Genomic DNA, 20,160 nt, shown 5'->3' with positions numbered 1-20,160 from the left:
GAGCAGGCGGGCCCCCGGCGTCCCCGTCGCCGTCGTGTCTCAGCTGCCGCGGCGCTGCTCCAGGAGCCAGGTGTAGACGTCGGGGTTGTCGTACGTCTGGGTCCAGGAGTCGTGTCCCACGCCCGGGTACCGGGTGAACCTGGCGTTGCTGCCCAGGTCCTTGAGCGCCTCGACGACCTGCTCGGTGTGCTTGATGAGGATGTTGAAGTCGTCCTCCCCGTGGAAGGTCCACACCGGCAGGTCGATGATCCGGGGGGCGGCCTCGGGCATCCAGGCCCCGCAGATGGGCACGACGGCCGCGAACCGGTTCGGGAACCGCGCCGCCAGCGCCCAGGTGCCCGCCCCGCCCATGCTGAGACCGGTGCAGTACACCCGGTCCGCGTCGATCCGGTGGCGTGCCTGGATCTCGTCGAGCAGGGCGTACAGACCGTCGAGTTCGCAGGCCCAGGTGCTGTACCCCGGACACTGCGGGGCCACCATCACGAAGGGCAGGTCGGCGCCCTGTGCCGCCTGCTTCACCGGCCCGTGCGCGGTGAGCATCGTCGGATCGTCCCCGCGCTCGGAGGCACCGTGCAGAAAGAGCAGCAGGGGCCACTTCTCCGATTCGTCGAGGTGATAGCCGCTCGGCAAATGGAGAGCATACGGGAGACTATTTCCGGTGTCATCGACAGCGAACGTGTCGAATTGCAGAGATGAGGTCACCGATACCCGCCTCGACTAGAGAATTCACCAGTTTTGGAAACACAGGATCCCGCCGAGATCCGTTCGTGTCAACGCATCCGCCGACCGGCCGGAGGCACCCCGGAAACGGAACTTCCTCAGAACAATTGCAGGAACTGCCGCTCCCGGTGGACAGCAGGTGTGCGGATCTCCATATCCGCAGCTCAACGGCCTTTCGGAGAGGAAGTTCTCAATAACAGAGCGCTCAAGCAAGCTCCAGTATTTTTATGGCTGAATACCAGCACACGGTCGCTAGTATTTCTTCGCAGCGATTCGAAGGCCGAGCTTGCGGGGGAGCGGTGATGGAATATGGGGAGAACGGACCCGGCACCGACCGGAATCACTAGCACAGGGCCCAGAATCAGCGGTGCCGTCATGAGCCATCCGCGCCGCAGCCGGACGGCGCAGGATCTCATCGAAAAGGCACCGGAAGGCTTTCTGCGACTGGTGCTCGACCCCGAGCCCGACGGCCCGCCCACCGCGCTGCGGACCGCCCTGAGCGCCTGGTCCGCCGCCGACCCGGCGGCCACGCACCACCTGGTGCTCCAGGACGACGCGCTGCCCGGCCCGGACTTCTTCGACCGCGTCCAGGACGCCGTGCGCGCCGCACCCGGCGCGGCCATCGCCTTCTTCACCTCCTGGAACTCCCGCAACGGCGCCGCGGTCCGGATGGCGGCGCTGCGCGGCGCGCGGTGGGCCGTGGCGGCACAGGAGTACACGCCGACGGTGGCGCTGGTGCTGCCCACGCCCGTCGCGCTCGGCTTCGCCGAGTTCGCCCGGCGGCACGGTGACGGCTGGCCGGACGACGTGATCATGCAGCGCTACCTCCGCGCGCGCCGCGTCCCGTCGTACCTCACCGTTCCGAACCTCGTCGAGCACGACGACTTCCCCAGCGTGGCGCGCAACGACCACCACGGGCTGCGGCGCGCGGCCTGTCACGGGACGGTGCCGGAGGGGACCGACTGGGATCTCCGGGCGGGCCTGTCCGAGGCCGACGTCATCCCGTTCTTCAAGCACGGGGTGGCCCAGTGCGCGGTCCGGCGGGGTGCGGACGGGCCGTGGACGACCGTCGACAGCGAGCGGTTCTGCGGCCGGCTCGGGTTTCCCCTGGAGTGGTTCCGCAAGCAGCTGACCGCGGCGGCCATGGAGTCGGCGCCCACGCTGGACGCCCTCGCCCCGGTCCGCCCCAGGGCACTGGAAGCGCTGTGGGTCACGGCGGGGCTGACCGGTTTCCTCAGCCGCCGGGCCGGCACCGGTCTCGGACCGCTGGATGCGCCGGACACCGCCGGCGGGCTCCGCGGTCCGGCCGTCGCCACCATGGGACCCGGCGGACTGTGCGGGGAGATCGGTGCGCTGCGCCTCACCGCCCTCTACGACGTGCTCGCCGAACTGGCCGCCAAAGCCGTCGAGTTGGGCGCCCTGGCGCACGACGAGCAGACCACCGTGGCACGCCTCGGCCAAGCCGGACCGGCCGCGAGCAAGGGCCGGATCACGGTCGTCGGTGCCTCCCGCGGGCTGGGCCGGTTCATCGGCCAGGACCTCGAACACCAGGGCTACGACACGGTCCTGCTCGACCCGGACACCACGGCCGCCGTCCACGACCTGGCGGGGGCCGACGCGGTCGTCCACGTCGGCCCCCTCGCCCGGGGACGGTCGGTGGCCGCCGCGGCGGAACGCGCGGGGATCGGCCAAGTGGTGTCGGTCAGCACCGAAGGAGCGGCAGCGGAGGGTCCCGCGCCGGCTCCCGTGCCGGGCAACGCCGTGCTGACCGTGCTGCACATCGGCACGCCGTACGGGCCGGGTGTCGTGCCGGACGACTCGCCGCTGCCGGACTTCGTCGAGAAGTCGCTGCTGCGCCGGCCCATCACGCTCACCGAGCCGCTGCCCGAACCGGTCCACTACGTGCACGCCACCGATGTCTGCCGCGCTGTGGAACAGGCGCTGCTGCTCAGGCGCCCCGGCGTGTTCGAGATCTGCAACGACGACCACCTGAGCGCGCCCGACCTGGCGGACGCGATCTGCGCGGCCGTACGCCCCGTGCCCGTCGATGGCCCGGACGGGGCCGCGGCGGGGCGGCCCGCGCCGTCGTACGGGCGCCCGCCGATGACCGCCGAGCGGGCCGCCGCCGAACTCGGCTGGCGCCCGGCCGTCCCCTTCGCCGAGGGTCTGCGCTCCTTCGCGCAGTGGCTCGCCTACGAGGCGGAACCCCCGCAACCCTGACAGCACTGACAGCCCGATGCGCACAGAACGGACCACCGCCCACGAGATCGTGACAGCCCGGCCGCTCCGGAAGGACCGTGCCGCTCCTCCCCGCAGAAGGCGAGAAACCCAGCATGGGATCCCCTTCGGACCTGGGTCGACGCGACCTGATCAAGCGCACCGCCGTCGCCGCGCTGGCCGCCTGGCCCGCATCCGCCCTCCTCACCGGCTGTGCCACGGCAGGAGGCAGGCAGAACACCGTCGGAAAGGGAAAGATGAGCGAGAAGAACCCGTTCGGCGCCGATGAGTCGGCAGCCCTGGAGGTCGTCGTCTTCGACGGCGGACTCGGCGTCGAATACGTGACGGACGCCGAGGCCGTCTACCGGAAGGCCTTCCCGAAGACGAAGGTCAAACACACCACCACCCAGGACATCCGCACCCAGTTGCAGCCCCGGTTCCTGGGCGGCGACCCGCCGGACCTGGTGGACAACACGGGCGCGGACTCCCTCCCCACCGCCACCCTGGCGGACAACGGCCAGCTGACCGACCTGCGGACCCTGCTCAAGGCCCCGTCCTACGACATCCCGGGCAAGACCGTCCAGGAGACGCTGATCCCCGGCGTCGTGTCGAAGGGGCAGTACGGCGGCGAGGAGGTCTGGGCGCTGAACTACGCCTACACGGCCTTCGGGGTGTGGTACTCCCAGTCCCTGCTGGAGAAGTACGGCTGGACCTACCCGCGGACCTGGGACGAGATGCTCACGCTCTGCGCGGCGGCGCGCAAGGAGGGCATCGCCGGCTGGACCTACGCCGGCAAGTTCCCCTACTACCTCCAGTGGACGCTCTACCCCTTCATCGCCAAGATCGGCGGCTGGGACGTCCTGAAGTCGATCGACAACCTCGAACCGAACGCCTGGAAGCACCCCGCGGTACGGCAGGCGTTCGAGGCATACCACGAACTCGTCGCCAAGGGCTATGTCCTCAAGGGCACGCCGGGCCTGGACCACACGCAGTCGCAGGCCGAGTGGATCAAGGGCAAGGCGCTGTTCGTCCCGAACGGCACCTGGGTGGAGAACGAGACCGAGGACATCACCCCGGCCGGCTTCGAGATGACCGTCTCGCCGCCGTCCGGTCTGGACTCCTCGGACGCGATGCCCTTCGAGACCATCTGGGCCCAGGCGGGCGAGGCGTTCGTCGTCCCCAAGGACGCCAGGAACCCGCAGGGCGGCCTGGAATTGCTGCGCATCATGCTCGGCAGGAAGTCGGCGCAGAACTTCTCCCGGCTCACCTCGTCGCTCAGCTGTGTGCGCGGCGCCGTGGAAGGGATGGACCTGCCCTCGGGGCTGGCGTCCGCCAGCCGCCTGGTCAGCGAGGCCGGGTCGCACATCGTCTCGCCCCGCACGGACTGGTACCAGACGCTGAACCGCGAGGAGATCGCCGGGCTGATCGGCGAGATGATGGCCGACCGGCTCCAGCCCGCCGAGGCGATCGACCGGATCCAGAAGGCGTCCGACGCCGTGGCCAAGGACGACTCGGTCAAGAAGTACAGGCACCCCTGAGCCCCGTCCGCCGACGCGGCGCGGTGGCAGAAGACGGAGCAGGCGGGATGACCAACCACACGGCGGTGCCCGTGGACGGGCCGCGGACGGGCCGTCCGCACGGGAGCGGCGCACCACCGCGCACGGGCGCGGGTCGCAAGTCGTCCAGGCTCTACCAGCGGTACCGCAAGTACCGGGTGATCGTGGGCTTCCTCGCACCACCGGTGGGGGTCTACGCGGTCTTCGTCGTCTCGCCTTTCCTCCAGGCGTTCTTCTACTCGCTCACGGACTGGACGGGGGTCAGTCCGGAGACCGAGTTCGTCGGGTTGCGCAACTATGAACGTCTGGCTCGGGATCCGGTCTTCTGGACCGCGCTGCGGCACAACCTGGTCATTCTGCTCACGCTGCCGGTCCTGGTGCTCGGGCTGAGCCTGTTCCTCACCTATCTGCTCGGCTTCGCCGGTGGCCGCGGACCGGGCGGCGCGGTCACCGCGGTGCGCGGAGCGCGGTTCTACCGGCTCGTGTTCTTCTTTCCGCAGGTGCTGTCCGTCGCGGTGATCGCGGTGCTGTGGCAGTACGTCTTCGCGCCGCGCGGCGGTCTGCTCAACGGTGTCCTGGACGCGCTCGGCCCGGCCTCCTGGGAGCAGAACTGGCTCGGCGACCCGGATCTCGCCCTGCTGTGCGTGATCGCCGTGATGGCCTGGGCGAACGTGGGCTTCTTCGTGATCGTCCTGTCGTCGGCGACGGCTTCGATACCGGGCGACATCCTGGCCGCCGCGCAATTGGACGGGGCGGGCCCGGCCCGCACCTTCGTGCAGGTCGTCCTGCCGCTGCTGTGGGACACCGTGCGGACCGGCTGGATCTACCTGGGCATCCTGGCGCTGGACGGCTCGTTCACCGTGGTCAACATCATGACGGTGAACCAGGGCGGCCCGGACCACTCCACCCTGGTCCTGCCCGTCTACCTGTACAACAAGGCGTTCCGGGACGCACAGGCCGGCTACGCCTCGGGGGCCGGAGTCGCCCTGCTGATCGTCACCCTGCTGTTCGCCGCGGTGGTCCTGCGGCTGGGACGGCGTGAGCGGCTGGAGTTCTGAGACCATGACCGCGAGTGCGATACACCGAACGGGAGAGGACCCCGCCGCCACCGGCACGCGGACGACGGACCCGGCGGGGTCCGGTCCGGCGGGCGCGAAGACGGCAGGCACCTCAACGGCGGGCACGGGAAGGGCTGGTCCGCCACCGCCGGCCGGGCCGGGGCGCCGCTCCGGCCGGCGCAGGCGGGCCGGCTTCAGCGCGTTCTCGCACGGTTTTTTGATCCTGTGGGCAGTGCTGGCGGCGGGCCCGCTGGTGTGGGCCGTAATGACGTCGTTCAAGCCCTCGGGGCAGATCCTGGAGAGCCCCTGGTCGCTGCCGGCGTCGCCGCACTGGCGGAACTTCGCCGACGCCTGGACGACGGCGGACCTGGGCCGCGACTTCGTCAACACGGTGCTGGTCGTGGGGTGTTCGGTCGCCGGGTCGCTCGTACTGGCGTCCATGGCCGCGTATGTGCTCGCCCGGTTCGTCTTCCCGGGCAACCTGTTCATCCAGCTGCTGTTCATGTCGGGGATGAGCGCGCCGGTGGTCCTGGCCCTGGTCCCGTTGTTCTTCGTCCTCAAGGGCATGGCCCTGCTGAACACGTTCCCGGGCCTGGTGCTGGTCTACATCGCGTACTCGCTGCCGTTCTCGGTGTTCTTCCTGACCTCGTTCTTCCGGACGCTGCCCGCGTCCGCGGCGGAGGCGGCGCTGATCGACGGCGCGTCACATCTGCGCATCCTCTTCCAGGTGATGGTGCCGATGGCCCGGCCCGGCCTCGTGAGCGTCGCGATGTTCAACCTGCTCGGCCTGTGGAACCAGTACCTGATCCCCCAGATGATCAACCCCGACCCGGACCGGTTCGTCCTGACCCAGGGCCTTGCGTCGCTGGCCGTCCACCAGGGCTACAAGGGCGACTGGGGCGCGCTGTTCGCCGGTCTGACCCTCGCGTCGCTGCCCCAGCTGGCGTTCTACGTCCTGTTCCGCAGGCACGTGGAGTCGGGGCTGATGGCCGGCGCGGTGAAGTGACATCCCACAGGTCAAAAGGGGATTGACACCTCGCAGGTCAAGGTCCGGTGAGGTCTCACGGGCCAAGGGGTCAGGCACGTCCGGACGGGGCATAGACCGGTCAACTTCACTCACCCCAGTGACACTTGAGGGGGTCCCCATGCTGCACGGCATCGATGTGAGCGCGTACCAGTCCTCGTCCTACGACACGGACGGCGCGTCCTTCGTCTTCATCAAGGCGACGGAGGGACGTTCGTACGTCAACCCGAAACTGGGCGCCCAGACCGGGCGGGCCCGGGACGCCGGGCTCGTCGTCGGCTTCTACCACTTCCTGTGGCCCGGCAACGTCGGCGCCCAGGCCGAGTACTTCGTCCGGCACGCCCCCGAGGAGGCGGGCGACATCCTCGCCGTCGACTGGGAGACCACGAGCGAGGGGACGCACGCCAGCAACGCCGACAAGGACCTGTTCATCCGGAAGGTGAAGGACCTGCGGCCGCACCACCAGATGGTGCTGTACACGAACCGCGACTACTGGCTGAACGTCGACACCACCTCGTACGCGGGCGACGGCCTGTGGATCGCCGACTACGTCGCCGCGGGCAAGCCCCGCATCCGGGCGAAGTGGCGCTTCCACCAGTACACCAGCGAACCGCACGACACGAACGTGGCGGCCTTCGCGGACAAAGCCGCCCTGCGCGCCTGGGCGCAGGACGGCTGACCGGCACGGACTGCCGTGGCACGGTGCTATCCGCGGAACGCCGCCTGTCGCTCGGGCGACGCCTCGGCCAGTGCCGCACGCACGCCCTCGACGCCCGCCCGCAGGCCGTACACCGGGGTACCCGGCTGCTGCCGCCAGGAATCGTCGATGCCGCCGGCGTCGACGGTGTCAAAGCCGAACTGCTCGATCAGGTCGCGCACGGTCCGCTTGGCGGCCGGATCGTCACCGGCCACCGGGAGCGCCATCCGCTCGGGGTCGCCGGCCGGACGCAGGCGGTCCAGGACGTCCTGGGCGTAGATGCCGTTGAACGCCTTGATCACAGGGTGGCCGATCTGCTGTTCGGTCCAGCGGCTCTCGGTGCGGCCCTCGTCCTCGATCCCCGCGATCCGGCCGTCCCGCTCCCGGGGGTAGTAGTTGCCGGTGTCGATCACGACGACGCCCTCGGCCGCCCCGTCGAACAGGCCGGACGGCAGATCCGGGACGGCCTTCAGGGGAACCGTGACCACGACGACCTGCGCGCCGCGCGCCGCCTCCTCGGCCGGGACCGCGGTGGCCCCCGTCTCCTTCGCCAGGTCGGTGAGGGTGTGCGGACCGCGGGAATTGGCCACGGACACGTCGTGGCCGAGGGCGGTGAGCCGCCGGGTCAGGGCGCCGCCGATGTTGCCCGCGCCGATGATGCCGATCTTCATTGCCGAACCTCCGGAAAGATGCAGACACATGAACCGAAGGGGCAACCCCGAGGGTGCCGGTGACTATTCCGGCTCCTACGACAACCGGGTGAAGCCGGTCGGAGACCCGGCCGGCGGTCCCGTCGGCGGAGGTGCGCAGGGCCGCCCGTCCGGAAACGGCGAGCGCACAGGTACCGTCGATGGGGTGACCCACGTACCGAACCGCCACGCGCACGGAGCCGACCCCATGATCGGCTCCGTCGGCGTCGGCGCCTCCCCCGCAACCCGCCCGAACGCGATCGGCACGGGCCCCCGCCCGCTGCGTACCCACGCGGACCGGACCGCCGTGCCCGCAGCGGCGTCCACGACGGACCCGGCGGTGCGCCGGTGATCGTCCTGAGCGCGCAGGACGTGCGCGTCGTACGCGACGGACAGCCGATCCTCCAGGAGGTCTCGCTGACCGTGCGGGCGGGCGAGCACTGGGCACTGCTCGGCGCCAACGGAGCCGGGAAGTCCACCCTGCTCAGCCTCCTCGGAGCGCTGACCCACCCGACGCAGGGCACGGTGGAGGTGCTCGGCCGCCAACTCGGCCGGGTCGACCTGCGGGAGCTGAGGTCGTACGTCGGGCACGTCGATCCGCGTCATCCGCTCACCCAGCCGCTGACCGTCCGGAGCGTGGTGCTGACCGGGCTGACCAACTCGGTGGCCCCGCTGCCCCGCTGGCGGCCGACGCCCGAGCAGGAGGCGCGGGCCGAGCGGCTCATCGAGACGCTCGGCCTCGCCGACCGCCGCGACGCCCGCTGGCCCACGCTCTCCCAGGGACAGCGCGGCCGCACCCTGATCGCTCGGGCGCTGATGCCCGAGCCCCGGCTGCTACTCCTGGACGAACCGGCCACCGGTCTCGACCTGCCGGGCCGGGAGCATCTGCTCGGCGCCCTGGACGCACTGCGCCGGGAGCATCCGCAGCTGGCGACGGTGCTGGTCACCCACCATCTGGAGGAGCTGCCGGCCGGCACCACGCACGCCCTGCTGCTGCGCGACGGCCGCAGCCTGGCCCAGGGGCCGGCGGCGGACGTACTCACCGGCGACCAGGTCGGCAAGTGCTTCGACCTGCCGCTGGTGCTGGAACGCCACGGCGGGCGCTGGAGCGTGCGCGTGGACCGCCCGGCATGAGAACGGGGGCGCCCGCCGGGCGCCCCCGCTCGGCCGCTCAGCTCACTTGTTGAGGTAGGCCCAGAACTCGTCGAACGACAGCACCTTGTCGCCGTTGAGGTCGCGGGTCCTGATGATGGCCTCGGCCACCGCCTCGGTGACGTTCCAGTCGCCCCCCTGGGCCAGGGCGGACCTGAACTCGGCGGCGGTGATGAACCCGTCGCCGTCCGCGTCTATCCGCTCGAAGTCCTTGCGTGCCTCGTCGATGTCCGCCACCGATCCGCCCCTCTTGCTCGTGTCTCTCGTACCGTGCCGGCGTAGTGCCGCAGGTCAGATTAACGGCCCGCGCGAGACCCGAGAGCCGGGGCCACCCGGGCGCAGCCCCCCGCGTACGCGGCGCGGGGCTGTGGCGCCGCTCCGCCGCCGACAGCCGCGCCAGTTGGTGCACCAGGGCCATGTCCTGCGCCCTCGAACCGCGTCGCGCCACGGTCGACAGCACCGCGCGGCTCACCTCCAGAGACCTGATCCGGGCGTCCAGGGCCGCCACGTGCTCGGCCGCGACCTCCGTCACCGTCCGCTCGCCGGACAGCACCTCGCGCACCTGCGCCAGGCCGAGGCCCAGCCCGCGCAGGGTGCGGATCAGCTCCAGCCGGGTCACGGACGCCGTGTCGTAGAGCCGGTAGCCGCCGGTGGAGCGGCCCGCCGGGGGCAGCACACCCTCGTCGGACCAGAAGCGGATCGTCCGCACGGTCAGTCCGGTGGACCGGGCCAGCTCGCCGATGCTGAAAAGGCCGGTGCCGTCGTTGGTCATGTCTGGAAGTCTGGGCCGTTGCCGAGACCGTAGTCGGGTCTCAGTATTCCGGGCGTTTCTGCCCGGAAGGTCCGTCACATCACCAAAACGTGAGGGCTTCGGCTTGAGTACGGTCTCTCGTTTCCGTCTGCCGCTGGTGCGGCAGGGTTGCGCCACCTGCCCGCCCCGCCTCCGCCTTGCGGCGGGGACGGGTGGTGCGGGTCTTGTGGTCGGCTCCACGAGGCTTCGACACCGCCGGGGCGGTGTCCTGGTCTCCGGCCACTCCGGTACCAGTTACTGCGGCTGCTGCGGCTGCTGCGGCTGCTGCGAGGGCGGCGAGGTTGAGCGCGGCGTTGTCGTCCCGGTCGGCGACCAGGCCGCAGGCGTCGCATTTGTATGTCCGGATGTGCAGCGGCAGCTTGGCTTTCACCGCGCCGCACCCGGAACAGGTCTTGGAGGAGGGGTACCAGCGGTCGGCGACCATGATGCGGGTGGCGTGGCGCTGGCGGGTCTTGTAGGTGAGCTGGCGGCGGATCTCACCGAATCCGGCGTCGGCGATCCTGCAGGCGAGGCGCCGGTTGCGGAGTATCCCGGCGACGTTGAGGTCCTCGACCACAACGGTGCCGTAGTCGGCGGTCACGGCGGTGGTGAGTTTGTGCAGGGCGTCTTCGCGGAGGTTCGCCACCCGGTGGTGAACCCGGTTGCGGGTCGCGTTGGCCTTCTCCCACCGCTTCGAGGGCTTCTGTCCGGTGCGCTGGTCGGGGCCCTGGCGGCGGGAGACAACGCGGGACGCGCGGCGCAGCTGCTGACGCGCCCGGTCGTAGTGCCCGGGATGGGGCACGGTGCGGATCTCGCCGGTGCTGTCGGCCATCACCGCGAGGGTCTTCACCCCCAGGTCGATGCCGACCGCCACGTCTGGTCGCGCCACGTGTTCGAGGTCGCGCTTCACCTCGGTCTGCAACGACACGAACCAGCGCCCCCGCTCGTGCCGCACGGTCGCGGACAGGATCCGGGCCGTCCCGGCCTGGACGCGCGCGAGGAGTTTCACCGTGGGCTCGTGCGTACGGATCGTGCCCAGCCTCGGCAGCGTCACGTGCCGGCCGTCGGCGTCCGGGCGGATCGTGCCGGTCGTGAACCGGCAGGACAGGCGTGCCTTCCGCTTCGACTTGAAACACGGCATGCCCATCGCACGGCCGCGCCGCTTGCCCTGTCTGGACTTCGCGTAGTTGTCGAACGCGGCAGCAGCGTTCGCCAGGCCGGTGCTGTATGCCTCCTTGGAGTTCTCTCCCCACCAGGAGGCGAACCTCAGGTCGGTGTGTTTGGCCTGGTTGAACGCCTTCCGCAGCGACGGCAGCGACCACGGCCGCCACTGGGTCAGCTGCTCCTCAGGGATGCCGTAGCTGTCCTCCGCGCGGCGCTGCCACCAGGAGGCGGTCACCCAGCCGACAGCCCAGTTGTACGCGGCACGCGCGGCGCCGCAGTGTGAGCGCAGCGCGTGCTCCTGGGCGGTGTTCGGGTCCAGGGCGAACCGGTAAGCCTGGACCACGAAACCGGGCTGCGGCCGGAACTTCTTCACTCGGCGTCCTCGCCGGTCGCCACGGCCAGCGCGCGGGCGGCACGGTTCTTCGCCGCACGAGGCCCGTACAGGCGGGCGGACATCGACGTCAGTACCTCGGTGATGTCCCGCACCAGGTCATCGGTGGTCTCGGTGGGGTCGAGGACGACCAGGCGCCGCCCGGAAGCGGACAGGACGGCTTCGAGGTGCTCGACGCCGAACCGGGCCAGCCGGTCACGATGCTCGACCACGACCACCGTGGCGTCCGGGTCGCACAGCAGGCGGTGCAGCTTGCGGCGCCGCCCGTCCAGTCCCGAGCCGACCTCGGTGACGACCTCGGCGACGGCCAGGCCCAGCCCGTTCGCGCCGGCCACCACCCGGGCCGCCTGCCGATCGAGGTCGGTCTTCTGATCGGCGGACGACACGCGGCAGTACGCCACCACCCGCCCGGACGGCTGGACGGCGACCTCGTCGACCAGCCACGTCCCGGACGGCGCCTGACGAACAGGGACGGGCATCTTCCCGTCCTTCACCCACCGCCAGGCCGTCTGGTAGCTCACGCCCTGCTGCCGCGCCCACTCCGAAAGCTTCACCAGACCAAGATATTCGAGATACACGACTATAAGTGACTATGAATGACTAGAAAATCTGTAGCAGCTTTCACCCCTCCAGTGGGTGGAGAGTCAAGGAGCGGGCACGGATATGGAGTCCTTGCGGGACATCCTCGACGCGGCGGCCCGGGGGGGCTTCCCACCGGACGACGGCGGTACCACCGTGGTTCCGCAGCAGCAGCACCGGGACGCCGGGGTGATCGCCTTCACCGCGCACGCCGTGGTCTTCACCGACCAGGACCCGCGGTGGGTGCGCGGGGCGCTCGGCACGGTCGACTGCGATCCGCTGGCCGCCGCCCTGCACCCGCGGTTCCTCGCGGCCTTCATGGCGCGCACGGGGCGGACCCACGACACCGTCGACGCGCTGCTGGTCGGCACGCCCCTGCCGGGCGGTCCGCCGCCCGCGCTCCGGGAGATCACGGATCCCGGCCATCCCCGGATCGCCTACGCCCGCGGGCGCCGCGACGCGGTGCGCGCCTGGGCGGCGGACGGCGGGGTGGTGACGCTGGGCCACGGGGTGGCCGGGCGGCTGGAGGTGTCGGTGGAGGTGGACGAGACGGCCCGGCACCGGGGGCTCGGCCGGGACCTCGTGACGGCGGCCAGGCAGTTGGCGGGCGAGCCGGTGTGGGCGCAGGTGTCGCCGGGGAACGCCCGCAGTCTGCGGGCGTTCCTGGCGGCCGGCTACCGCCCGGTGGGCGCGGAGGCGCTGCTCAGTGCCACGGCACGTAGTGCGGGTTGCTCTGGCAGTCGCTCATGATCTCGGTCTTGGTCGACTTGTCGACCGGGCAGACGCCGATGACGTACTGCCGCTGGATACCGCCGGGGAAGGCGACCTCCACCTGGTCGGCCCACTTGTGGGTGTCGCCGATGGTCCTGTTGACGTCGACGCCGCCGGGGGCGTCGATGTAGTAGTTGTAGCCGGACTTGTACCAGGTCTTGTACAGGTCGTGGTCGTAGGTGGTCGAGACGTACGGCGAGGGCTGGTTGACGAGGACGTACTTCTCCACGTCGTACTGCCCGTTCACCACGTCCTTGGGCCAGAAGCCTTCCTCGAAGACGACGGACGGCCCCCGGCTGTCGCTGCGGTACAAGGTGCCGCAGGTGGTGCGCCACACCGGCCGCGGAGTGATCCGGTCGATGTCGACGCGGCGGTCGGCGGCGGCCTTGACGCGGTCCTCGAACTGGGGGCAGGCCGGGGCGGCCTTGGCCGCGGCCGTGGCGGGCGCCTTCGTCGTGGGGGCGGCGGGGGCGGCGGCCGTCGTGGCGAGGACGGCCGCGAGGGAGAGCGCGGCGGCGGTGGCGCGGCGCCGCGGGCGAGTAGTGGTCATGGGGAGCACGATCCCGCCTCCGCGGTCGTGGAGCCGGGACCGTCACTCCATCGGGGGCGTGTCCGCCGTTTCAACTGGCCTTGTTTCAACGGAAGATGCCGGTGTGGCCGAGCGAGTAGCGGCCCGGCTGCGGATAGACGGCGAGACCGTGCGGGCCGCTGCCGACCTTGATCCGGGCGAGCTGGGCGCCGGTGCGGGTGTCGATGGCGTACACCTCGGAGTTGTAGCGGCCGGAGAGCCACAGCACCTTGCCGTCGGCGGAGACGCCGCCCATGTCGGGGCTGCCGCCGCCGGGCAGCCGCCACTTCCCGGTGAGCCGGTTCTGCCCGAAGTCGAAGAGGGAGACGGTGCCCTCGCCCCGGTTGGTGATGTACATCACGCGGGAGTCGCGGCTGACGTAGAGGCCGTGGCAGCCCCGGCCGGTGGCCAGGAACCGGGGCTTGCCGAAGGTGTCGCCGTCCAGGATCCACAGACCGCTGGCCTGCATGTCGGCGACGTAGAACAGCTTGCCGTCGGGCGACATCTTGACGTCCTGCGGCATGGCGCCCTTGAGCGGCAGCCTCTGCTGCGCGACGACCTCCATCCGCGCGGTGTCGACCTTCAGCAGTTCGCCGCTGAACTCGCAGGAGACGATGAAGTAGCGGCCGTCGAGCGAGAAGTCGGCGTGGTTGACGCCGTAGCAGCTGACCGGAACGGCTTTGGCGATCTTCATGGTGTGCGCGTCCCGGAAGACCAGCTGGCGGTCGAGGGAGGCCATGACGATCGCGTACTTGCCGTCGGGGGTGAAGTAGAGGTTGTACGGGTCGTGCACGGCGACCGGCTTGCCCGCCTTGCCGGTGCGCGGGTCGATGGGGGTGAGGGAGTGGCCCCGGTCGTTGTTGACCCACAGCGTCTTCAGGTCCCAGGAGGGGACGACGTGCTGGGGCTGGGCACCGACCGGGATCGTCTCGATGACCTTGTACGTCGCCGGGTCGATCACCGTGACGGTGTTGGAGTTGGTGTTGGGGACGTAGACGCGGGACGGGAAGTCCTTGACCACCGGCGAGAGCCGGCCGGGGCGGTCGGCGGCGTAGGCGTCCTTCGGGTCGAGCAGGGGCGGCATGCCGGGCAGGGCGGCGCTCAGCACCGAGCGGGCGGGCACAGGCGCCTTGCTGGCCGCCGTGTCGGTACGGGGCCCGGACCCGCCGCCGCAGGCGGACAGCAGGGTCAGGGCGCACAGGGCGGCGCCGGCGGCCAGGGCGCGGGCGGCAGGGGTGAGGTGCATCAGCTCAGCAGCTCCGTGGTGGTGACCGCGCGCAGTCCGCGGCGGCCGAGTTCTTGGAGTACGTCGGGGAGGGCGGCCACCGTGTCCGGGTAGCCGAAGTGCAGGCTGACCACCGATCCGCCGGTGATCTCGGCGAGGACCTTGCGGGTGACGGCGGGGGCGCCGGGCCGGGTGTAGTCGAGGGAGTCGACGTCGTACGACAGCACGTGCGGGTAGCCCGCGGCCCGGGCCAGCCGTTCGACCAGCGGGGCGGCGGTCTGCGCCCGGGAGGGTCGGAACCAGCTGCCGATCGAGCCGGTGAGCCGGGCCAGCCGGTCCGCGCAGTCGGTGATCTCGGCGCGGGCCGCGGCCTCGGACAGGGTGTTGACCGCGATGTGGTGCTGGGTGTGGTTGCCGAGGTCGTGGCCGCCGTCGAGGACGCGGCGGGCCATCTCCGGGTGCTCGTCCAGCCAGCTGCCGACGGCGAGCACGGTGACGCGGGCGCCGTGCCGTTCGGCCTCGGTGAGCAGGGCACGGGCGAGCGCGGGATCGCCCTGGCCGTGGAAGGTGAGGGCGACGCGGGGGCGGTCGCGCGGGCCGTGGCTGATCTGGGCGGGCTGCCGGGGGAAGGCGCGTGGGGCGGGCGCGGCGCGGGGCGTGCCCTGCGCGGTGCCGGGGGTGGCGGCTGTCGCGGTGGGGTGCGTGGGGGTGGGCCGCTCGGTCGAGCCCGACGCGGACGCGCACCCGGCGGCGAGGGCGCCGCCGGCGACGAGTCCGGCTCCCGCGCGCAGCGCCCCGCGACGATCGGTCGTGGTCACCGCACCATTTAAGAGGCGAAGGGTAGGAAAAACGCCGATTGCGCTCATTGAGGGACAGTTTTCGGGTCGCGCCGGAAACAGTCCGTACACCCGGGGCGCGGACGTCCCGTCAGCGGTAGCGTCCGTAGGGCCGAGGGCGGCGGACACTCCGTCAGCGGCGTCTTCTTCCGTACACCCAGGGGCGCCGGGCCGCCGGCAGCCTCACCTACGCACCGGCCGGGACCAGGATGACCGTCAGCGACATCTTCCGTACGCCCAGGGGCGCCGGGCGGGCCGTCAGCGGTCGGCGACCCGCATCTCGAACCACGTCGTCTTGCCCCGTGGCAGCAGGTCCACGCCCCACCGGTCGGAGAGCCGGTCCACGAGGAACAGCCCCCGGCCGCTGATGTCCAGCTCCTGAACCGGCATCAGGCAGGGCAGTCCGCGGGACGGATCGCGGATCTCGACCCGGATCCAGCCGCGGCGGCGGCGCATGCGGAGGCCGAAGACGCGGGCGCCGGTGTGGCGCACCGCGTTGCCGACGAGTTCGGAGACGAGCAGGACGGTGTCCTCGGTCAGCTTCGGGGTGAGCGCCCACTGGCGCAGGACCACGACCTGGACGAGCCGGCGGGCGGTGGCCGCCGACTCGGGGCGGGAGGGCAGGGGGACCTCGGCCTCGGCGGGATTGCCGAACAAGTCCAGTGCCCTGAGCGCCTGTTCGTCCTCGGCCGCAGGCGACCAGCGCGCCGTGGTCGCACGGCCCGGTCCCCGCGGCTGTTCGATGCCCTCCAGCCCCGCCATGCCCCCATCATGGCCGTCCGCGTCGCCGTCCGCGGCCGTTCCGAGGGAAGGCTTTCCCGCGGAAACGGCCCTGAGCGACGCCTTTCTGGCATATGTCAAAGGCACTTCAGAGCTGGAGACATCCCGGTTGACCTGCGGAGACGGTTCACTCCGGGGCAAGAGACAGACCTCCTCGACCAGGCAGGCGCAAGGCTGCCTCCAGGCTGCCACAACTCGCCCCAACGAGGGACCCGGAATGAGACATCGCGTCAATTACACGCGTTTTCCGGCGGCAGATCCTCAGCGGAACGTGGCCTTGCCGGGGCCGTCCTCCACGAAGCTCCGCATGCCCCGCTCGCGGTCCTCGGTGGCGAACAGCCCGGCGAACCAGGTCCGTTCGACGGTCAGCCCGGTGTCGATGTCCGCCTCCAGACCGGTGTCGACGGCCTCCTTCGCCGCACGCAGCGCGATCGCCGGTCCCTTCGCGAGCTTCGCGGCCCAGGCGTGCGCCTCGGTGTACACGTCGGCGGCCGGGACGACCCGGTCCACCAGGCCGATGGCCAGCGCCTCGTCGGCCCGCACCTGACGGCCCGTGAAGATGAGGTCCTTGGCCTTGGCGGGGCCGACCAGCCGGGGCAGCCGCTGGGTGCCGCCGGCGCCCGGGATCAGGCCGAGCAGGATCTCCGGCTGGCCCAGCTTGGCGTTGTCGGCGGCGATCCGGAAGTCCGCGCACAGCGCCAACTCGCAGCCCCCGCCGAGCGCGTACCCCGTGACGGCGGCGACCACCGGCTTGGGGATGCGGGCCACGGCGGTGAAGGCTTCCTGGAGGTCGCGGGCGCGCGGGACCATCGCGGCGTGGTCCATCGCCCGCATCTCCTTGATGTCCGCGCCCGCGGCGAACACCTTCTCGCCGCCGTAGAGCACCACGGCGCGTACGTCGTCGCGGCGCGTGACCTCAGCGGCGAGTTCCTTGAGCCGGTCCTGCAGAGCGACGTCCAGCGCGTTCATCGGCGGGCGGTCCAGGCGCAGCGTGCCGACGCCGTCGGCGACTTCGAGATGTACGGTCATGCAGAGCAGGTTAACGGCCACTAACGCCGCCGGGCCCGGTGCCGTGTGTCACAGCACCGGGCCCGGCCGCCGCCCGCGGGCTACGCCGTCCACTGCTCCCAGGACATGTTCCAGCCGTTGAGCCCGTTGTCCGGAGCCACCGTGCGGTCGTCGGAGTTCTTGACCACCACCACGTCGCCGATCAGCGAATGGTTGAAGAACCAGGAGGCCGGGGTGCTCGTGTCGTGGCCGCCGCGCACGTCACGCAGGCCCACGCAGCCGTGGCTGGCGTTGTAGTTGCCGAAGGCGCCGCCGCCCCAGTAGTTGCCGTGGATGAAGGTGCCCGAGGTGGTCAGCCGGATGGCGTGCGGGACGTCCTTGATGTCGTACTCGCCGCCGTAGCCGACGGTCTCGCCGTTCATCCGGGTCACCGTGAGCTTCTCGCTCATGACCATCTGACCGTTCCAGGTGTCGTAGCCGGGCTTGCCGGTGGTGACCGGGACGGTCCTGATGACCTTGCCGTCCTGGGTGACCTTCATCGTGTGCTTCTTGGCGTCCACGACGGAGACCTGGTTGCGGCCGATGGTGAACTTCACCGTCCTGGTCTGCTTGCCGTAGACACCGGGCCGGCCCTCGACGCCGTCGAGGGCGAGGCGGACGGTGACCTTCGTGCCGGCCTTCCAGTACTTCTCCGGCCGGAAGTCCAGGCGGTCGTTGCCGAACCAGTGGCCCTGGACGTCGACGGCCGGTTCGGTCGTGATGCCGATGGCCTTCTCCACGTCCTCGGGGTGCGTGATGCCCCGGGTGAAGCGGAGGGAGAACGGCATTCCGACGCCGACCGTGGAGCCGTCCTCGGGGGTGAAGTAGCCGGTGAACGTGTTCTTCGGCGTCAGTGTGGTGAAACTGGACGTCTCGGCGGCCTCACGGCCCGCGGAGTCCTTGGCGACCGCGTGCACCGTGTACTTGGTGGCGAGGGCCAGGTGGGTCGAGGGCGTCCAGCCGGTGCCCCCGCCGGTGATCTTCCCGTCGACCTTCGCGCCCTTGACGTCCTTGACCACGACCTCGGTCAGTTTGCCCTTGGTCGCACCGATCTTGAGCGCCCCGCTCGTGCCGACCGCCTTGGCGCCGTCCTCGGGCGCGATGGTGACGACGGCTTCCGACTGCTTGCTCGGCTGTGCCGAGGAACTCCCGCCCTTGCCGTCGGCGGAGCCGGACCCCGGCTCCGACCCCGACCCGCCGCACGCGGTGACGGCCATGAGCAGGGCGCCGGCTATGAGCACCGGCAGTCCCCTGCGCCCGACGGGTCTGGTGCCCCGTCGCCGCGCGTCAACCGAGGCCCCCGATATCGGCCGCACGTTCAACTCTTCTCCCCTCCGCGGGCCTGGTCAGGCCCCCGCCCCGGTGCGTCCCGCGCGCACACTGGCGCATATTAACCGCAGAATTTCACCCTCCGTGCCGATCACCATGTCACCGTTTTGTCGCAACTTCCGGCGGCGAGCCGCGTCGCCGACGAAGCTCCCCTCTTTGTTATTTGACCGCGCCGCCCGCCTTCCATTCCTTCCAGCCCATGTTCCAGCCGCTCAGGCCGTTGTCGGGGGAGACCGTCTTGTCGTTGCTGTTGACGACCTCGACGACGTCACCGATGAGGCTGCGGTCGAAGAACCAGCCCGCGGGGGTGCTCGAACTACCGCCCTGCACGTCCCGCAGGCCCACGCAGCCGTGGCTGACGTTCTCCACCCCGGGCGAGTTGGGCGACCAGTAGTTGCCGTGCAGATAGGTGCCGGAGTCGGTCAGCCTCATGGCGTGCGGCACGTCGGGGATGTCGTACTCGCCGCCGAACCCGACCGTCTGGCCGTTCATGCGGGTGACCTCGTACATCTCCATGACCACCATCTTCCCGTTGTACGTGGTGGTCTCCGGGGCCCCGGCCGTGATGGGCACGGTGGACAGCAGCCTGCCGTCGCGCCGCACCTCCATGGTGTGCGCCTCCGCGTCGACCAGCGAGACCTGACTGCGGCCCACGGTGAACTCGACGGTCTTGTGCTGCATCCCGTACACGCCGCGCACGCCCTCGACGTCACGCAGCCCGATGTCGACGGTGACCTTGGTGCCGGGCGTCCAGTAGCGCTCGGGACGGAAGTCGAGCCGGTCCTTGCCGAACCAGTGCGGGCGGATCTCGACGGCGGGCTTCGCCGTGACCCGGACGGCCCGTTCGACGGCCGCGCGGTTCGTGATCTCCCGGTTGAAGGCCAGCGAGACGATCATGCCGGTGCCCACGGTGGAGCGGTTCTCCGGAGTGACGTACGCGATGAACCGCTGTGCCGGGACCTGGGTCGTGAACGTGGTGTGCCGGGCCGACCGGCGCCCGTGCCCGTCCAGGGCCACCGCGTCCACCGTGTACTCGGCGGCTCGCGCCAGCTCCGGCCGGTCCGGTTCCCAGGCCAGGCCGTCGCCGGTGATGTGTCCGGCGACGGGCGTCTCCTGGGCGTCCTGGTGCCTGACCACGCGCACCGACTCCAGGCGTCCGCTCGCCACCCTCACCCGCAGCGGCTCGTCGGTCCGCACGTCCTTGACGCCGTCGTCCGGGGAGACCCGGATGCCGTCCTCGGGGGTCTGCGGCTTGCCGAGCACCCGGTCGATGCCCAGGCCACCGCCCGAACAGCCCGCGGCGCCCGCCAGCAGGCCCGCCCATGTCAACACCGCGACCAGCGCGGCCGTCGCGCGCCGTGCGCGCCCTTGTGCATGCCTCACGGGTGACTCAACGACGTCCCCGCCCCGGGGAAACGTGAGTGCGAGCCAAGCGGTGGGCAGAACTGTGGGGAGGACGACGATATGGGGGCCGCCGCGCCCACGCGGGCCGTCGTGGGCGTGCCGCGTCATGTGGTCCGGCACGCCGCGGACCTGCGGTTTGGGGCGGTGCCCGGCCGGGTGGCGC

20 protein-coding genes and 1 pseudogene are annotated in these 20,160 nt (G+C 71.0%); 8 read left to right on the top strand and 13 right to left on the bottom strand.

The genetic code is table 11. From position 1 onward, the window contains the following. Positions 1-39: 39 nt before the first annotated feature. Complete coding sequence (locus ACFYPJ_RS33710; protein WP_389025366.1) at positions 40-630, bottom strand: alpha/beta fold hydrolase; 591 nt, start codon at positions 628-630, stop codon at positions 40-42. Between the two features lie 465 nt (positions 631-1,095). Here ACFYPJ_RS33710 and ACFYPJ_RS33705 point away from each other — a divergent pair, with 465 nt between their 5' ends. The 5 genes from ACFYPJ_RS33705 to ACFYPJ_RS33685 all read left to right on the top strand — a co-directional run bounded on the left by ACFYPJ_RS33705 (position 1,096) and on the right by ACFYPJ_RS33685 (position 7,254). Further along, positions 1,096-2,940, top strand: coding sequence for a hypothetical protein (locus ACFYPJ_RS33705; protein ID WP_389025365.1), 1,845 nt, complete (start codon positions 1,096-1,098; stop codon positions 2,938-2,940). A gap of 113 nt (positions 2,941-3,053) precedes the next feature. Beyond that, positions 3,054-4,475 carry an N-acetylglucosamine/diacetylchitobiose ABC transporter substrate-binding protein gene (gene ngcE / locus ACFYPJ_RS33700; protein ID WP_389025363.1) on the top strand — a complete coding sequence of 474 codons (1,422 nt, stop codon included), beginning with the start codon at positions 3,054-3,056 and terminating at the stop codon, positions 4,473-4,475. A gap of 47 nt (positions 4,476-4,522) precedes the next feature. Beyond that, complete coding sequence (locus ACFYPJ_RS33695) at positions 4,523-5,551, top strand: carbohydrate ABC transporter permease (RefSeq protein ID WP_389025361.1); 1,029 nt, start codon at positions 4,523-4,525, stop codon at positions 5,549-5,551. A 4-nt stretch (positions 5,552-5,555) separates the two neighbouring features. Then, the gene (locus tag ACFYPJ_RS33690) at positions 5,556-6,557 is read left to right on the top strand and encodes a carbohydrate ABC transporter permease (protein WP_389025359.1); all 1,002 of its coding nucleotides are present in this window, start codon (positions 5,556-5,558) and stop codon (positions 6,555-6,557) included. Positions 6,558-6,696: 139 nt separating this feature from the next. Further along, positions 6,697-7,254 carry a GH25 family lysozyme gene (locus ACFYPJ_RS33685; protein ID WP_389025451.1) on the top strand — a complete coding sequence of 186 codons (558 nt, stop codon included), beginning with the start codon at positions 6,697-6,699 and terminating at the stop codon, positions 7,252-7,254. A 26-nt stretch (positions 7,255-7,280) separates the two neighbouring features. Here ACFYPJ_RS33685 and ACFYPJ_RS33680 read toward each other — a convergent pair whose 3' ends face one another. Beyond that, positions 7,281-7,943, bottom strand: coding sequence for an NADPH-dependent F420 reductase (locus ACFYPJ_RS33680; RefSeq protein WP_389025357.1), 663 nt, complete (start codon positions 7,941-7,943; stop codon positions 7,281-7,283). Between the two features lie 28 nt (positions 7,944-7,971). Here ACFYPJ_RS33680 and ACFYPJ_RS33675 point away from each other — a divergent pair, with 28 nt between their 5' ends. Both ACFYPJ_RS33675 and ACFYPJ_RS33670 read left to right on the top strand, forming a co-directional pair. Further along, a complete protein-coding gene (locus ACFYPJ_RS33675; protein WP_389025355.1) occupies positions 7,972-8,313 on the top strand; it encodes a hypothetical protein in 342 nt (113 codons plus the stop codon). Further along, on the top strand, positions 8,310-9,095 hold the full coding sequence (locus ACFYPJ_RS33670; protein WP_389025353.1) for an ABC transporter ATP-binding protein: 786 nt from the start codon (positions 8,310-8,312) through the stop codon (positions 9,093-9,095). Before ACFYPJ_RS33675 ends, ACFYPJ_RS33670 begins: the two co-directional genes overlap by 4 nt. Positions 9,096-9,137: 42 nt before the next feature. Here the strand turns inward: ACFYPJ_RS33670 and ACFYPJ_RS33665 are convergent, their stop codons facing one another. From ACFYPJ_RS33665 to ACFYPJ_RS33650, 4 genes and pseudogenes are all read right to left on the bottom strand, one after another. Continuing rightward, complete coding sequence (locus tag ACFYPJ_RS33665) at positions 9,138-9,350, bottom strand: EF-hand domain-containing protein (RefSeq protein ID WP_389025351.1); 213 nt, start codon at positions 9,348-9,350, stop codon at positions 9,138-9,140. Between the two features lie 133 nt (positions 9,351-9,483). Next, positions 9,484-9,885, bottom strand: a pseudogene (locus tag ACFYPJ_RS33660) (MerR family transcriptional regulator); the annotation flags it as partial. A 79-nt stretch (positions 9,886-9,964) separates the two neighbouring features. Beyond that, entirely contained in the window at positions 9,965-11,440 is a 1,476-nt protein-coding gene (tnpB, locus tag ACFYPJ_RS33655; protein ID WP_389025349.1) for an IS607 family element RNA-guided endonuclease TnpB, read from the bottom strand. Beyond that, positions 11,437-12,012, bottom strand: coding sequence for an IS607 family transposase (locus ACFYPJ_RS33650; protein ID WP_389025347.1), 576 nt, complete (start codon positions 12,010-12,012; stop codon positions 11,437-11,439). The genes tnpB and ACFYPJ_RS33650 overlap by 4 nt, the downstream gene beginning before the upstream one ends. A 109-nt stretch (positions 12,013-12,121) precedes the next feature. Here ACFYPJ_RS33650 and ACFYPJ_RS33645 point away from each other — a divergent pair, with 109 nt between their 5' ends. Then, positions 12,122-12,787, top strand: a complete 666-nt coding sequence (locus ACFYPJ_RS33645) for a GNAT family N-acetyltransferase (RefSeq protein WP_389025345.1) — start codon at positions 12,122-12,124, stop codon at positions 12,785-12,787. On the opposite strand, the gene ACFYPJ_RS33640 is transcribed toward ACFYPJ_RS33645, so the two are convergent. From ACFYPJ_RS33640 to ACFYPJ_RS33610, 7 genes are all read right to left on the bottom strand, one after another. Next, the gene (locus tag ACFYPJ_RS33640; RefSeq protein WP_389025343.1) at positions 12,741-13,358 is read right to left on the bottom strand and encodes an ADP-ribosyltransferase; all 618 of its coding nucleotides are present in this window, start codon (positions 13,356-13,358) and stop codon (positions 12,741-12,743) included. The two genes, ACFYPJ_RS33645 and ACFYPJ_RS33640, sit on opposite strands and share 47 nt — an antisense overlap. Positions 13,359-13,443: 85 nt before the next feature. Then, a complete protein-coding gene (locus ACFYPJ_RS33635) occupies positions 13,444-14,622 on the bottom strand; it encodes a hypothetical protein (protein ID WP_389025341.1) in 1,179 nt (392 codons plus the stop codon). After that, on the bottom strand, positions 14,622-15,419 hold the full coding sequence (locus ACFYPJ_RS33630; RefSeq protein ID WP_389025339.1) for a polysaccharide deacetylase family protein: 798 nt from the start codon (positions 15,417-15,419) through the stop codon (positions 14,622-14,624). The genes ACFYPJ_RS33635 and ACFYPJ_RS33630 overlap by 1 nt, the downstream gene beginning before the upstream one ends. Before the next feature lie 276 nt (positions 15,420-15,695). Then, a complete protein-coding gene (locus tag ACFYPJ_RS33625) occupies positions 15,696-16,199 on the bottom strand; it encodes an ATP-binding protein (protein ID WP_389025337.1) in 504 nt (167 codons plus the stop codon). A gap of 279 nt (positions 16,200-16,478) precedes the next feature. Next, positions 16,479-17,246 carry an enoyl-CoA hydratase/isomerase family protein gene (locus tag ACFYPJ_RS33620; RefSeq protein WP_389025335.1) on the bottom strand — a complete coding sequence of 256 codons (768 nt, stop codon included), beginning with the start codon at positions 17,244-17,246 and terminating at the stop codon, positions 16,479-16,481. Between the two features lie 80 nt (positions 17,247-17,326). After that, the gene (locus ACFYPJ_RS33615) at positions 17,327-18,586 is read right to left on the bottom strand and encodes an Ig-like domain-containing protein (protein ID WP_389025333.1); all 1,260 of its coding nucleotides are present in this window, start codon (positions 18,584-18,586) and stop codon (positions 17,327-17,329) included. 166 nt (positions 18,587-18,752) lie between these two features. Beyond that, a complete protein-coding gene (locus tag ACFYPJ_RS33610) occupies positions 18,753-19,976 on the bottom strand; it encodes an Ig-like domain-containing protein (protein WP_389025331.1) in 1,224 nt (407 codons plus the stop codon). Positions 19,977-20,160 lie beyond the last annotated feature (184 nt).

The organism is Streptomyces sp. NPDC006012 (assembly GCF_042871185.1).
Classification (GTDB): Bacteria; Actinomycetota; Actinomycetes; order Streptomycetales; family Streptomycetaceae; genus Streptomyces.
This window is presented reverse-complemented; position numbering and strand designations above follow the sequence as displayed.

Excerpts from the sequence above, each read along its gene's own strand:
- ACFYPJ_RS33705 (WP_389025365.1), top strand. The coding sequence starts at position 1,096 with ATGAGCCATCCGCGCCGCAGCCGGACGGCGCAGGATCTCATCGAAAAG.
- ngcE (WP_389025363.1), top strand. The coding sequence starts at position 3,054 with ATGGGATCCCCTTCGGACCTGGGTCGACGCGACCTGATCAAGCGCACC.
- ACFYPJ_RS33695 (WP_389025361.1), top strand. The coding sequence starts at position 4,523 with ATGACCAACCACACGGCGGTGCCCGTGGACGGGCCGCGGACGGGCCGT.
- ACFYPJ_RS33690 (WP_389025359.1), top strand. The coding sequence starts at position 5,556 with ATGACCGCGAGTGCGATACACCGAACGGGAGAGGACCCCGCCGCCACC.
- ACFYPJ_RS33685 (WP_389025451.1), top strand. The coding sequence starts at position 6,697 with ATGCTGCACGGCATCGATGTGAGCGCGTACCAGTCCTCGTCCTACGAC.
- ACFYPJ_RS33680 (WP_389025357.1), bottom strand. The coding sequence starts at position 7,943 with ATGAAGATCGGCATCATCGGCGCGGGCAACATCGGCGGCGCCCTGACC.
- ACFYPJ_RS33675 (WP_389025355.1), top strand. The coding sequence starts at position 7,972 with ATGAACCGAAGGGGCAACCCCGAGGGTGCCGGTGACTATTCCGGCTCC.
- ACFYPJ_RS33645 (WP_389025345.1), top strand. The coding sequence starts at position 12,122 with ATGGAGTCCTTGCGGGACATCCTCGACGCGGCGGCCCGGGGGGGCTTC.
- ACFYPJ_RS33640 (WP_389025343.1), bottom strand. The coding sequence starts at position 13,358 with ATGACCACTACTCGCCCGCGGCGCCGCGCCACCGCCGCCGCGCTCTCC.
- ACFYPJ_RS33635 (WP_389025341.1), bottom strand. The coding sequence starts at position 14,622 with ATGCACCTCACCCCTGCCGCCCGCGCCCTGGCCGCCGGCGCCGCCCTG.
- ACFYPJ_RS33625 (WP_389025337.1), bottom strand. The coding sequence starts at position 16,199 with ATGGCGGGGCTGGAGGGCATCGAACAGCCGCGGGGACCGGGCCGTGCG.
- ACFYPJ_RS33620 (WP_389025335.1), bottom strand. The coding sequence starts at position 17,246 with ATGACCGTACATCTCGAAGTCGCCGACGGCGTCGGCACGCTGCGCCTG.